This is a genomic window from Cellulomonas sp. P1_G12_2, assembly GCF_056405535.1.
This window is the reverse complement of sequence record NZ_JBFUBX010000001.1, coordinates 422,698-435,276: the sequence shown is the minus strand read 5'-3', so window position 1 is coordinate 435,276 and position 12,579 is coordinate 422,698. Positions and strand designations below refer to the sequence as shown.

The 12,579-nt window shown below is 72.4% G+C and carries 15 protein-coding genes; all 15 read left to right on the top strand.

What is annotated here, in order from left to right:
• The first annotated feature begins 4 nt into the window (after positions 1-4).
• Positions 5-955 (top strand): FKBP-type peptidyl-prolyl cis-trans isomerase, encoded by a 951-nt coding sequence (locus tag AC1DXT_RS02195; protein WP_477059739.1) that lies wholly within the window; start codon positions 5-7, stop codon positions 953-955.
• 96 nt (positions 956-1,051) lie between these two features.
• On the top strand, positions 1,052-3,109 hold the full coding sequence (locus tag AC1DXT_RS02190) for an elongation factor G (protein WP_477059738.1): 2,058 nt from the start codon (positions 1,052-1,054) through the stop codon (positions 3,107-3,109).
• Positions 3,106-3,453: a nucleotide pyrophosphohydrolase gene (locus AC1DXT_RS02185; RefSeq protein ID WP_477059737.1), complete on the top strand. Its 348-nt coding sequence runs from the start codon at positions 3,106-3,108 to the stop codon at positions 3,451-3,453. The genes AC1DXT_RS02190 and AC1DXT_RS02185 overlap by 4 nt, the downstream gene beginning before the upstream one ends.
• Positions 3,454-3,463: 10 nt before the next feature.
• Positions 3,464-4,081: an L-threonylcarbamoyladenylate synthase gene (locus AC1DXT_RS02180; RefSeq protein WP_477059736.1), complete on the top strand. Its 618-nt coding sequence runs from the start codon at positions 3,464-3,466 to the stop codon at positions 4,079-4,081.
• 56 nt (positions 4,082-4,137) lie between these two features.
• Positions 4,138-4,632 (top strand): TIGR00725 family protein, encoded by a 495-nt coding sequence (locus AC1DXT_RS02175; protein WP_477060794.1) that lies wholly within the window; start codon positions 4,138-4,140, stop codon positions 4,630-4,632.
• Positions 4,633-4,653: 21 nt separating this feature from the next.
• The gene (locus AC1DXT_RS02170) at positions 4,654-5,163 is read left to right on the top strand and encodes an RDD family protein (protein WP_477059735.1); all 510 of its coding nucleotides are present in this window, start codon (positions 4,654-4,656) and stop codon (positions 5,161-5,163) included.
• A 227-nt stretch (positions 5,164-5,390) separates the two neighbouring features.
• Entirely contained in the window at positions 5,391-5,717 is a 327-nt protein-coding gene (locus AC1DXT_RS02165) for a hypothetical protein (protein WP_421742472.1), read from the top strand.
• Positions 5,718-5,728: 11 nt separating this feature from the next.
• Complete coding sequence (locus tag AC1DXT_RS02160; RefSeq protein ID WP_056085931.1) at positions 5,729-6,046, top strand: pore-forming ESAT-6 family protein; 318 nt, start codon at positions 5,729-5,731, stop codon at positions 6,044-6,046.
• 4 nt (positions 6,047-6,050) lie between these two features.
• Positions 6,051-6,410 carry a DUF6507 family protein gene (locus AC1DXT_RS02155; protein WP_477059734.1) on the top strand — a complete coding sequence of 120 codons (360 nt, stop codon included), beginning with the start codon at positions 6,051-6,053 and terminating at the stop codon, positions 6,408-6,410.
• The gene (locus tag AC1DXT_RS02150) at positions 6,407-8,917 is read left to right on the top strand and encodes a hypothetical protein (protein ID WP_477059733.1); all 2,511 of its coding nucleotides are present in this window, start codon (positions 6,407-6,409) and stop codon (positions 8,915-8,917) included. Before AC1DXT_RS02155 ends, AC1DXT_RS02150 begins: the two co-directional genes overlap by 4 nt.
• A complete protein-coding gene (locus AC1DXT_RS02145; RefSeq protein WP_477059732.1) occupies positions 8,914-9,297 on the top strand; it encodes a hypothetical protein in 384 nt (127 codons plus the stop codon). The genes AC1DXT_RS02150 and AC1DXT_RS02145 overlap by 4 nt, the downstream gene beginning before the upstream one ends.
• Positions 9,298-9,321: 24 nt before the next feature.
• Entirely contained in the window at positions 9,322-9,702 is a 381-nt protein-coding gene (locus AC1DXT_RS02140; protein WP_477059731.1) for a hypothetical protein, read from the top strand.
• Positions 9,699-11,126 (top strand): hypothetical protein, encoded by a 1,428-nt coding sequence (locus AC1DXT_RS02135; RefSeq protein ID WP_477059730.1) that lies wholly within the window; start codon positions 9,699-9,701, stop codon positions 11,124-11,126. The genes AC1DXT_RS02140 and AC1DXT_RS02135 overlap by 4 nt, the downstream gene beginning before the upstream one ends.
• Positions 11,123-11,389 carry a hypothetical protein gene (locus AC1DXT_RS02130; RefSeq protein ID WP_477059729.1) on the top strand — a complete coding sequence of 89 codons (267 nt, stop codon included), beginning with the start codon at positions 11,123-11,125 and terminating at the stop codon, positions 11,387-11,389. The genes AC1DXT_RS02135 and AC1DXT_RS02130 overlap by 4 nt, the downstream gene beginning before the upstream one ends.
• Positions 11,386-12,393, top strand: coding sequence for a hypothetical protein (locus tag AC1DXT_RS02125; RefSeq protein ID WP_477059728.1), 1,008 nt, complete (start codon positions 11,386-11,388; stop codon positions 12,391-12,393). The genes AC1DXT_RS02130 and AC1DXT_RS02125 overlap by 4 nt, the downstream gene beginning before the upstream one ends.
• Positions 12,394-12,579: the final 186 nt, after the last annotated feature.

The window sequence follows — 12,579 nt, the reverse complement described above, 5'->3', positions numbered from 1 at the left end:
CCTCGTGCGCCGCACGACCACCGCCCGCCGCGGCCTTGCCGCCGCAGCTCTCGCCCTGACCCTCGGCCTCTCGCTGGCCGCCTGCGCCGGCGACTCGGCCGACGACCCGACGCCCTCCGCGACGTCGACGTCGACCGCCGACCCCGCCGACGTGGCCGCACTGGCCAAGGTCAAGGTCGAGGGCGAGCCCGGCAGCAAGCCCACCATCACGCTCCCGACGACGCCGTTCACGGTCAGCGCTCTCGTGGTCCGCGTGGTCGACGAGGGCACGGGCGACGAGATCACCGAGGGCCAGACCCTCTCGATCGAGACGGCCGCGGTCAGCGGCACGGACGGCACCGAGCTCGGTGACACCTACGCGGCCGACAGCCCGCCCGAGAAGATCGTCGCCGACGACCAGCTGCTCCCCGACCTGCACGACGCGCTCGTCGGCCAGAAGGTCGGCGTCCGCATCCTGTTCGCCGTCCCGGACGGCGAGGGCACCAACGTCGTCGTCGGCGAGGTCGTCGAGGCCAACGACACCGTGCCGGCCCTCGAGCGCGCCGAGGGCGAGGCCGTGACTCCTCCCGCCGGCCTGCCGACCGTCACGCTCGACGCCGACGGCAAGCCGTCGATCACGCCGATCGCCGACCCGGCCCCCACGACGCTCGTCGTGCAGCCGCTGATCAAGGGCACCGGCGCCGAGGTGACCGCGGACCAGACCCTGACCGTGAACTACACCGGCTGGCTCTGGGACGGCACGCAGTTCGACTCGTCCTGGGACTCGGGCGAGCCCGCGACGTTCGCACTGAACGGCGTCATCGCCGGCTGGACGCAGGGTCTGACCGGCCAGACGGTCGGCAGCCAGGTGCTCCTGGTCATCCCGCCGGACCTCGGTTACGGCGACCAGGCCAGCGAGACGATCCCCGCCGGATCGACGCTGATCTTCGTCGTCGACATCCTCGGGGCCGTCTGACCGACCGAACGGAGTACGAGCCCGGGACGCGCCTCGCGTCCCGGGCTCGTCGCGTCCTAGGGTGGCTCAGGAGCAACCTCGAACCAGGAGTGAGCCATGGACCAGGCATCGACGCCGCGGATCCGGACGGTGGCGCTCCTGGGCGCCGCCGGGTCCGGCAAGACGACTCTCACGGAGTCGTTGCTGCACCGGGCCGGGGTGCTCACCCGAGCGGGCCGCGTCGAGGACGGCTCGACGGTGACCGACCACGAGCCGGAGGAGATCGCGCGCGGGATCTCCCTGGGCCTCGGCGTCGCCCCCTTTCCGTGGACCGCGACGGACGGCAACGCCTACGACGTGACGCTGCTGGACGCGCCCGGCTCGGCGGACTTCGCGGGCGCGGTCGACGCCGCGCTGGCGGCCGCGGACCTCGCACTGATCGTGGTCAGCGCGGTCGACGGGGTGCAGGCGGGCACGCACGCCGCGTGGCGGCTCGCGGCCGAGGCCGGGGTGCCGCGGATGGTCGTCGTCACCAAGGAGGACAAGGCCCGGGCCGACTTCCGGCACGTGCTGGCGGACCTGCGCACGGCGTTCGGCGACGGGCTGGTCCCGCTCGAGCTGCCGCTGGGCGAGGAGACGTCGTTCACGGGCGTCGCCGACGTGCTCAGCGAGCAGGGCCTGGCCTACGACCGGGACGGCCACCACCACACCGAGGCCCTGCCGGCCGGGCTCGCCGACGAGGAGCACCGCCTGCACGACGAGGTGACCGAGGAGATCGTCGCGCACGACGACGACCAGCTGGAGCGCTACCTGTCGGGCGAGGTGCCCAGCACGGCCGAGCTGGAGAGCACCCTCGCGCAGGAGGTCCGGGCCTGCGAGGCGTTCCCCGTGCTGCTGGCGTCCGGCGTGACCGGGGTGGGCGTGGACCGGCTCGCGGACCTGCTGTGCGAGCTCGGGCCGTCGCCGGCGGACCGGACCGCCCGCGTGCAGGCCGGGAAGACCGAGGTCGAGGTCGCCGCCGACCCGGCGGGGCCGACGCTGCTGTACGCGTTCCGGACGCTGGCGGACCCCTTCGTCGGCCAGGTGACCATGTTCAGGGTGCTGTCCGGCACGGTCCGCAACGGCGACCGGCTGCTCAACACCGCGACCCGGACGGAGGAGCGCATCCCCGGACTGTTCCGGCTGCGCGGCAAGGAGCACCTCCCGGTCGACGCCGTCCCCGCGGGGCAGATCGGCGCCGTCGCCAAGCTCACCGGGACCCCGTCGGGGAGCCTGCTGGCGGAACGCACCGGGCCGGGCGCGTCGATGACCGCCCGGCCTCCCCGTGCCCGGGACACCGTCTACGCCCTCGCGCTCGAACCCGTGACCCAGTCCGACGACGACCGCCTCTCCGCCGCGCTGTCCCGCCTGACCGCCGAGGACCCGACCCTGAGCATCGACCGCTCCGGCGACAGCACGGTGCTGCGCGGGCTCGGTGACACGCACCTGGCGGTCGCGCTGGAACGGCTCGCGCGCGTGTTCGGGGTGCACGTGAGCACCTCGCCGGTGCCGGTCGGGTACCGGGAGACGATCCGTCGGCCGGTCGAGGCGGAGGGCAAGGTCAAGAAGCAGTCCGGCGGGCACGGGCAGTTCGCGGTGGTGCAGCTGCGGGTGTCGCCGCTGCCGCACGGGTCCGGGTTCGAGTTCGTCGACGCCATCGTCGGCGGTGCGATCCCCCGCACCTACGTCCAGGCGGTGCACAAGGGCGTCGTCGAGGCGATGGCCTCGGGCGGCCCGCACGGGTACCCCGTGGTGGACCTGCGCGTTGAGGTCTACGACGGCAAGTCGCACTCGGTCGACTCCTCGGACATGGCGTTCCGCACCGCCGCGGGCAACGGGGTGCGCGAGGCCCTGCACTCCGCGGGGACGACCGTCCTGGAGCCGATCAGCCACGTGTCCGTCACGGTGCCGATCGCCGCGCAGGGCGACGTGATGAGCGACCTGAGCGCGCGCCGGGGGCACATCAACGCGACGACGTCCCTCGACGACGGGCTGGTGCGCATCGACGCCTCGGTGCCGGAGGCCGAGCTGGGTCGGTACGTGCTGGACCTGCGCTCGCTCACCGGGGGCCGCGCGGAGCTGACCATCGCGCCCGACCGGTTCGAGGTCTGCCCGGACCACCTGGTCCCCGCGTGACCGAGCTCGCTGAGCTGGCCCGCCTCGTGCGGGAGTTCAGCACCGAGCGCGACTGGCAGCAGTTCCACGACCCCAAGTCCGTGATCCTGGCGCTCGTCGGGGAGGTCGGGGAGCTGGCGGAGCTGTTCCAGTGGGTGCCCGCGGACGACGCGGTCGCGCAGTTCTCCGCACCCGACCGTCATGCGCGCGTCGCCGAGGAGATGGCCGACGTCCTCGTCTACCTGGTGTGCCTGGCGGACGTGCTCGGCGTCGACCTGGGTGAGGCGGCGCGCGCCAAGCTGGCCGCCTCGCACCTGCGGTTCGCCGCCGACCAGGTCCGGGGCGTCGCACCCCACAAGCCGTAGCCTCGACACCATGGCCCGGTACTTCGACGTCCACCCCGAGAACCCCCAGCCGCGGTCGATCGCGCAGGTGGTGGACCTGCTGCGCCACGACGCGGTGATCGCGTACCCGACGGACTCCTGCTACGCGCTGGGCTCCCGCATCGACAACCACGACGGCGCCGACCGCATCCGCAAGATCCGGCACCTCGACGACCGCCACCACTTCACGCTGGTCTGCGCCGACTTCGCGCAGCTGGGCCAGCTGGTGCACCTGGACAACAGCGCCTTCCGCGCCATCAAGGCGGCGACCCCCGGCCCGTACACGTTCATCCTGCTGGCCACCCCCGAGGTGCCCCGGCGGCTGGCGCACGCGAAGAAGCGGTCGGTCGGCGTCCGCATCCCGAACCACCCGGTGGCCCAGGCGATCCTGCGCGAGCTCGGCGAACCCCTCCTGTCCAGCACCCTCCTGATGCCCGGCCACGAGTGGCCGATGGTCGAGGGCTGGCAGATCAAGGAGGAGCTGGACCTGGTGCTCGACGCGGTGGTCGACGCCGGCGACTGCGGCACGGAGCCGACGACGGTGGTCGACTGGACGGAGGGCACCCCGGAGGTGGTCCGCGTGGGCGCCGGGGACCCGGACCGGTTCTGACCCCGCAGCACCCCGAGCTCGGTGGTTGCTGCAGAACTCGGTAGCTCTACCCACCGATCTCGACTGGAAGCACCGAGCTCGAGGAGCGGCACATGGCTTACGTGGGGGTCGTCGGACCGTCGGACGCGTCGTCCGACGAGCGCACCGCCGCTGAGGAGCTCGGGCGGGCTCTCGCCGAGCGTGGGCACGTCGTCGTCTGCGGCGGGCTCGGCGGGGTGATGGCGGCGGTCTCGCGCGGAGCTGCGGCAGCCGGCGGGACCGTGGTCGGCCTGCTCCCGGGGACCGACCGGGCAGAGGCCAACCCCGATGTCACCGTCGCGATCCCCACCGGGCTCGGCGAGCTGCGCAACGCGCTCCTGGTGCGGTCGAGCGACGTCGTCGTGAGCGTCGGAGGGTCCTGGGGCACGCTGAGCGAGGTGGCGTTGGCCGTACGGACGGGCGTACCGGTGGTGGCCATCAACGGCTGGCGCATGCCGGCGCCCGCGGAAGGTTCCGCGCAGGTGTCGTCGGTCGACGAGGCGCTGCTCCTGCTGGACCGGCTGCTCGGCTGAGGAGATGGTAGGAATGCCCGCGTGACCGACGACTCCCCCTCTCCCGTGGTCGGGCCCGACCTCTCGTGGGGCGCCCCGCCCGCGGCGGAACCCGTCCCTGCCCCGCCCCGCTACGCGCCCTGGTGGCAGCGTGCGGCCGGTGCCGTGGTGGACGTGCTGGTCACGTTCGCCGTGTACCTGCTCGGCGTCGCGCTCACACTCCTGACCGATCCCGACGGCACCGCCGAGCCCCCGACCGTCGGCGGAGTCGTCGTCGTCGCCGGCGCGGTCCTCATCCCGGTCGTGTGGATCTGGAACCGCGGAGGCCAGCAGGGCCGCTCGGGGCAGTCGCTCGGCCGCTCCCTGACGGGGACCCGGCTGGTCTCGGCTGCGACGGGCCAGCCGATCGGCGCCGGACCGGCCCTGAACAGGGACATCGCCCACCTGCTCGATCTCCCGCTGCTGGTCGGGTTCCTCTGGCCGCTGTGGGACCGGCGCCGCCAGACGTTCGCCGACAAGACCGCGCGGACGGTCGTCGTCCGCGCGGCATGACCCCGGACGAGTGAATCGGGGCAACTGGTTCTCGGGGGGCGTGATCGGGCATAGTCCGTCGTCAGAGCGCGATTCCGCCCGTCCGATGTCCCCCTGGGCAACCTTTTCCGGGTGTGGACACACGCTGCACGAGACGGGCATTCCTGGCACGATGCTGACTTGCCGCCGAGCCGGGCGGTGCGATGACGGATCTGACGGCGACTTTGGGGGCCGACATGAAGTTTGCGATGGGTTCAGACGTCCTCTCGACGCTGACCAAGAAGACCTCGACGTCCAGCGAGGACCTCGGAGCACTGGTCAAGCAGCTCTCGGCCGCCGCTGAGCCTCTCCACGGCAAGTTCAACGGTGCCGGTCGCGCCGCCTTCGACAAGTTCAAGGGCGAGACGGACCGCATCTCGGCAGACCTCAACGCCGCGCTGGCCGGCGTGCTCGGCGGCATCGCCGGCATGGACCGCTCGTTCGGCGAGGGCGACCAGCAGATGGCGGACGAGACCCGATCGACCGAGGGCGGCACGGCGTTCGACGCTGCACGCTTCGGTTCCACCAAGGCCTGAGGGGGACGACCATGAGCACCGGCAACAGCATCGACCGCCGCGACTACGAGCTCGCCGCCTCGCAGACCGCGCAGGAGAACTTCAACGCGGTCGCCTCGCGCCTCGAGTCCCTCATCGACGCCCGTGACCGCGACGTCAAGAGCGCGATGGCCGACTACACGGCCGACGGCGTCTCCGAGGACTACGCCGCCAAGGAGGCTCGGTGGAACCGGGTCGCCGGCGAGGTGCGCACGATCATCCGCACGCTCCGCGGCGCGCTGGAGAAGAACGACACGACGGCGCAGGACACCCTCAAGAAGGCCAAGGCCGCCGTCGACGCGATCGGCTGACCCGATGACGGGATGGCGCATCGAGCCGGAGGGGGTGCAGTCCGTCCTCACCAAGGTGGGGACGGCTGCTGAGTTGCTCGGCACGGCGGTGGAGAACCTTCCCCCGCACGCCGAGACGGTGGTGGCAGGGTCGGCGAACTCGCCGATCATCGCCGACGCCATCGCGGGGTTCTTCGAGTTCTACAAGCCCACGCTGACGTCCATCGGCAACCGCATCAACGCGTCCGTCGGCGGCGCGGCTGCGGCCACCCGCTGGTACCGCACGGGCGACGAGACGATGGCCGCGGAGCAGCAGGCGGCCGCCCAGACCGTCGCCGGCACGGGTGTGTCCACGTTCACCGTCCCCCCGGTGCCGGGCTCATGAGCGCGGACGTGTGCTACGCGGGCGGCGGCATCCAGCCGTACGCGATCCCGGGTGCGGACCTCGACCCTGACGGCGTGATCGCCGCCGCGGACTCGCTGAGCACGGGTGGCGGCTCCGTCCGCGACGCGGGCGCGGACGTCGTCGGAAAGTGGCGCGGCCTCGGGACGTACTACGAGGCGCCCGAGTCGGGGCAGCTGTTCACCGTGATGGATCCGGTCGAGACCCAGGCGCGCGACTTCGGTGATGCGGTGCAGCAGGTCGCGACCGTGCTCAAGGCCTATGCGGAGGAGATCCGCCCGATCAAGGCATCCCTGGACGCGGTGCGCCGCGACGCGTACGCGTTCCGGGACAAGATCGCCTCGAACTCGGAGTGGGAGTACGACCAGGACCTCGTCGACGAGAACACCGACCTGGTCAACCGGGTCAACTCCGCGCAGATCAAGCTCTGGGACGCCGAGCGCACCTGCGCCAACGGCATCCGCGCCCTGTACTGCGCCGCCCCCTGGCACGCCGCCACCAGCGCGGACGACCCGCTGGGCTACGGCGTCTCGGCGATCCCCGCCGACGCCCCCATGGCCTGGGGCTCGTCGGTCGAGCGCAAGGACCACTGCCCCAAGTCCGCCGCCGTCGGCGTCAAGCGGTTCGTCTGGGACGGCGTGGTCGTCGACGGCCTGTGGGGCACCGTGGTGGGCCTGGGCGCCCTGGTCGGCGTCAAGGACTGGTCGTGGTCCTGGGACAACTTCACCGAGTCGTGGACCGCGATGGGCGGCCTGATCGGGTACGCGGACGGCGAGTGGTCCTGGGGCAATGCGGGCGACTCGTGGCTCGCGCTCGGCAAGGGCCTGATCGCGTACGACATGTGGTCGGAGGACCCCGCACGCGCCCTGGGTGGTGCCGGGTTCAACATCTTGACCATCGTGGTGCCCGCCGGTGCGGCGGTCTCCGGGACGAAGGCGGCCGCGTCTGCCGCGGGTACGACCTCCCGGGCAGCCGCGCTGCTGTCCAAGGGCGCCAAGATCGTGGACTTCCTCGACCCGATCTCCCTGGTGTTCAAGGGTGGTCAGCTTGCGCTGCCCAAGCTCGGAGACCTGCTCACCGGGATGCGCGGCGCCACCGAAGGCCTCAGCGACGCGCTGCGGATCCCCGACATGCCCACCAACCTCGACCTGCCGACCAGCGGCCTGGACGACCTCGCCGACGGGTTGCCCCCGCTGCGCGACCCCGACGTCGAGGTCCCGACCGTGCACGAGCCGGTCGAGTTCCCCGTCCCGGCGAACCAGCTGGTCGGACCCGACGGCAACCCCATCCGGGACACCCCCGGCGGCACCGGCTCCGGCGCCGACGACCTCGCCGGCCCGCAGGCACCGCCGGCCGGTCCGATCCACACGCCCGGGACGGACGCGCCGACGGGTGGGTCGTCGCACGGCCCCTCCACCGGAGACGGTGCGGGCACCGGTGGCTCCACCACCCCGCCCTCGGGTGGGGGCCACGCTCCGGCGACCCCGATCGGCGGGGGCTCAGGCGGTCCCGTCGACCCCGTCACGCCGACCGATCCCGGTGCCGGCCCGGTCGACCCGGCCGCGCCGCACGACCCGTCGAGCCCGGCCGGCGGACCCCCGGCGCCCACGCCGCCCGGGACCGGCCTCGGCAGTTCGCCGTCCGGCCCCGAGCTCAAGTTCACGGACGTGCTCGACGACGTCCTGCTCGACAACGGGCTCAACCGCACCCACTTCCGCGAGCTGCTGCAGACCCGCGTCGAGGACCTCACGCGCGCGCAGGTGGACGTGCTCGTCGACATCCGGCAGGCCATGCCGCCGGTGTACGCCGACACCCTCCTGCAGAAGGTGATCACCCAGGAGCAGGCGCTAGGCCTCCTCGACGGGGACGCGGCGCGGTTCATGGAGCCCGACCAGCTTGCCGCCGCCAGGGCATCCGGCGCGCAGCAGGTTCCCACCATCGGTGGGTTCGTGTCGCGCCTCATCGATGTCGACGGTGCCACCCCGGCGCAGCTGTACCACCAGCTCGGTCTGAACTACCCCGGCAGCACGTTCAGCCCCGACGGTGGTTCCGTGTTCACGGTGCGTTACATGGCCGGCGACGGGATCGCACCCGGGCCGCTGCCTACGCCGGTCGTCGCGGGGATCCCGGACGGCACCTTGCGCGCGATGGCGTCCATGCCCGACAGCATCTTCCAGATCACGAACGACGCGGCCCGTCGGACCGCGATGTTCGACTGGGTCAGGACCGTAGACCCGAGCTCGACGTACGACGCCGCTCGCGCGTTCGACGTCGACCGTGCGACCGGTGTGCCGAACGTCGGCCCCGACCGCAACCCCTTCCGGGGATCGGGCTGGAGCGGGACGTCCTCGGCTTACAGCCCTGAGCTGGCATACGGATCCAACAAGATCCAGATCATCGAGGGTTCGGAGCTCTGGCGCGTCCGACCCGACGGAACGCAGGAGATCGCCGCTGTCTACACAGGCGGTGTGTGGAAGGTCGTGCCGTGAGAGCTGGGCCCTACGCGGAGGTTGACGGCGTCACGTACCCCGCCGTGGCCCTGCACGGCCCGACCGTCCGGATTCTGGCCTTCGGCGACGAACAACCGCTGCCCGGGTTCGAGCACGACGGGTGGGACCGGTGGGGTCGTCTCGTGGACCGGTCGGCGATCAGTCGCCTGTTCTGGGTGCAGACGACTGCCACGTGGTCGGGCAGGACGGTCACTGTCGACAACGTCGTCGGCAACAAGGCGACGTTCAGCTACGACGGGGACGACCTCCCACTGGACAACCCCGCCGTGCGCCGCATCGGACGCTTCGAGTGGCAGGGCACCGTCCCGGTCGATGAACTGAGCGACGTCGTCGAAGTCCTCACTGACGTCCCGCTCTGACGTGCACCCCCAGGAGCTGCCGACGTGAGAGCCGGCCCGTACGCCGAGTGGAGCGGTCGGACCTGGAGGCTTGTCAGCGTCGACAAGCCGTTCGTCCGGCTCCTCGAAGGGGGTGACCAGCCGAAGCCGGAAGGCTTCGAGCTCGATCGCTCGGGCCGGTGGACGCGGGTGATCGACCGGTCCGAGGTCACGCGGATCTTCCGGGTGGAGACCACCGCGTCCTGGCGAGGGCACACCGTACGGATCTCGCACGTCGACGGAAGCCTGGCGCAGTTCACCTACTTCGGCATGGGCCTGCCGGAGACGCGGGACGTCGCTCGGGTGCAGTCGGACGAGTGGCAGGGCGTCGTCCCTGTCGATGAGCTCTCGCACGTCCTCGAAGTCGTCCACGAGATCCCGCTGTGAACGGACGAGGCCGCTTCCTGATGCGCGTGGGCCACTACGCCGAGGTCGACGCGGCGGTGCACCCGTGCGAGGCGCCGTACTCCCCACGGGTCCGGCTGCGGTCGACGGAGGCCGACGACGACCCGACGCTGACCACCCGCGAAGTGGACCGCGACGACGTGACCCGGGTGTTCAGCGTGACGACGACCGCCGTGTGGCACGACGCCCCGGTGGAGGTGCAGGCCCTCCGCCTGGCTGGCGTGGTCGTCCTGGGACAGGCCGCGAGCCGCCCGCGCGGCGTTGCGGTCCGCGATACCGGGTACACCTGGCAGCAGGTCGTCGACCCGACCGAGCTCACCCAGGTCGTCGAGCGCGAGACGGATCTCCTGCGTCGCCGGCCGCGTTGGGTGGTCGACGGACCCGTGCCGACGCAGGTCGGCACGTACGCGGAAGTCGGCGGACGGACGCTGCCGAGCGGTGAGGCGTTCGCGGGTCTGCTGCCCGTCGGGGACGCGATCGCCGGTCTCGGCGAGGTGACAGCCATGAGCACGGTGTCGACGACCGCGAGCCTGGCCGGTGCGCGCGTGACGGTGCGATCGGTCGACGGGTCGAACGCCCTGGTCGAGCACACCGACGGCCGCGCGGACGTCGTGCCCGTCGGTGACCTGACAGACGTGGCGGAGGAGATCAGGTCACTCCCGGTCCCGGCACCACCGGCAGCACCGACCGCTCGCGTGATCCGGCCGCCCCGACTCGCACCCGGCGCAGGAGTCAGTCCCGAGCTGGCCGAGTGGGTGGCGAGCGGAGGCACGCGGAACCGCGAGCTGCGCGACCTCGTCGCGGCACTGGCCAGGGCGGCGGACGCGGACGGTGCGGCGATGATCGCGCAGGAGACACCGCGGATCCTGGCCGTCGACGACGACCTCGACGACGCCCGGGGTTATCTCCGGCTGGACTGGACCCTGCGCACGGCGACCGCCACCTGGGCCGCGATCGGGGGCTTCGCCGGCCTGGCCGACGCCCTGCGGGCACTTCCGCCAGTCACCGACGACGACACGGCGCTGCACGCCCGGCCCCTCCTCGAGCAGGCGAGTCCCGTGATCGACCGGGTGCGCATCGCCGTCCGCCGCGGCCCCGCAGACCAGTGGGAGGAGATCGCGTGGCGAGCGGCGCGCAAGGGCGGCCGCGCCGACGCGCTCGTCGAGGTGGGCAAGTCGGTGCCGGTCCACGGTCGCGCGGTGGGGACGTCGGGCTCCGCTCCGGGTGCGGTCGCTGCGCTGACCTCCCTGGCCGGCGCGGTCCGGTACGACCTCGGCCGCATCGTCGCGAAGCGCGGCATCGACCCGGCGGTGACCGACACATCCCCCTACCCGCTTGGCGCTGCTTTCCGCCGGTCCGCGATGGAGCTCCTGGTCAGGGCCCTGGCTCTGGGGGCGTCGACGTGAAGGCCGGCCAGTACGCCGTCGTCGACGGGGTCGAGTACGTCGCCCCACCCCGCGGCACGGCGGTCTTCGTCGCCCACTCGCGGGACCCGGGGCCGTACTCGGACGTCACGCAGGGGCATCCGTCGAACCTGCGATTCGAGGCCATCGACAACGAGTGGGTCGGCTACCTCGAGGTGGATGCCCTCCCGGACGTGCGCGAGATCCACCACGATGTGTCGGTCGCCACCTACTCGACCCCGCGCGAGCAGCGTCCCCGCAGATGACGACCGCTGGGGCTGTGGACGTGCCCGGTCCGCCTGCCGCTCCTGCGACATACTCGGTAGCCGTTGCCGACGACCCGGAGGACCACTTGTCCGTCATGCAGAAGGCCGTGACCCCCGCCATGAGCGCGGCGTACCTCGACGGCGGCTACGACCGCGTCGCGGGGTTCGTGGTGCGCGCGGAGGACGTCGCGTGGGCGACCACGCCGGCCGACCTGTTCGAGGCGCACGGGCTCGGCTTCCCGGGGTCTCCGTTCACTGCTGACGCCCCGCACGTCGACGTCCTGCGCTTCCCCGCGACGCCGCAGCTGCGGTTCGAGAACGCGACGGGTGGCCCCGACCAGAAGACGCGCGAGCTGACCGGTGGCCCGTTCATCGACCGGCCTCCGTTCCAGGGCACCGGGTTCGTGCTCGCGCCGGGCCACCTCGTCCCGCTCTACTGGCTGGTCCACTCGCGGGTGCCCGCCGGGTCGGAGCTGGTACGCGTCGCCGCCGACGGCTCGAGCACGCTCCTCGCCCGGTACGTCGACGTCGGGTTCGCGTGGGTGTCCGACGTGGTCACGGTGACGCCCTCGCCGAACCCGCGGATCTCGCGCCTGGTCGGTCCGATGGCGAAGTGGGAGAACACCTACCTCAGCGCCGACGTGCTCGGGGACGACGTGGTCGTCGTCGCCGAGGTCGAGCCGCCGGACGCGTACGGGTTCGAGCGGACGCCCGCGGGTCGGTTCCGCCGCGTGGTGCCGAAGGCCGAGACCTCCGAGCTGTTCGAGATGGACATGTCCGGCCGGTGGAACGGGCTCGAGGTCCGGGTGGTCGACCAGTGGCCGACGCCCGACGGTGCCGGTGTCTCACGCGTGTCCTACACCGGCCACAACGCCGACCTGGCCGAAGGGCTGCAGCTGCCCAAGGTCGACGCGGCGGTGTACGAGGTCACCGTGCCGACCGACCACCTGGTCGAGGTGGTCACCACTCAGCTCATCCCCGCGTCGTGGACCACCTCGGGCTGAGCGCACCGGTGTCGCTCGGGGGGCGGTCGCAGGGCCGCGGGAAACGTGCCAGTATCGGCGGTCGCAGAGGGCCACGACTGACCGCCGACCGCCGTGGCACCCAGCTACACCGAGGGGGTCCGCCGGCATGACCGTCGCCGTCGCCGCCTCCTGTGGCGTGTGCGCGTCCGCTCTGCCCGGCGGGCG

Coding starts and splice junctions, on each gene's coding strand:
- AC1DXT_RS02190 (WP_477059738.1), top strand. CDS start 1,052: ATGGACCAGGCATCGACGCCGCGGATCCGGACGGTGGCGCTCCTGGGC.
- AC1DXT_RS02180 (WP_477059736.1), top strand. CDS start 3,464: ATGGCCCGGTACTTCGACGTCCACCCCGAGAACCCCCAGCCGCGGTCG.
- AC1DXT_RS02165 (WP_421742472.1), top strand. CDS start 5,391: ATGGGTTCAGACGTCCTCTCGACGCTGACCAAGAAGACCTCGACGTCC.
- AC1DXT_RS02160 (WP_056085931.1), top strand. CDS start 5,729: ATGAGCACCGGCAACAGCATCGACCGCCGCGACTACGAGCTCGCCGCC.
- AC1DXT_RS02155 (WP_477059734.1), top strand. CDS start 6,051: ATGACGGGATGGCGCATCGAGCCGGAGGGGGTGCAGTCCGTCCTCACC.
- AC1DXT_RS02150 (WP_477059733.1), top strand. CDS start 6,407: ATGAGCGCGGACGTGTGCTACGCGGGCGGCGGCATCCAGCCGTACGCG.
- AC1DXT_RS02125 (WP_477059728.1), top strand. CDS start 11,386: ATGACGACCGCTGGGGCTGTGGACGTGCCCGGTCCGCCTGCCGCTCCT.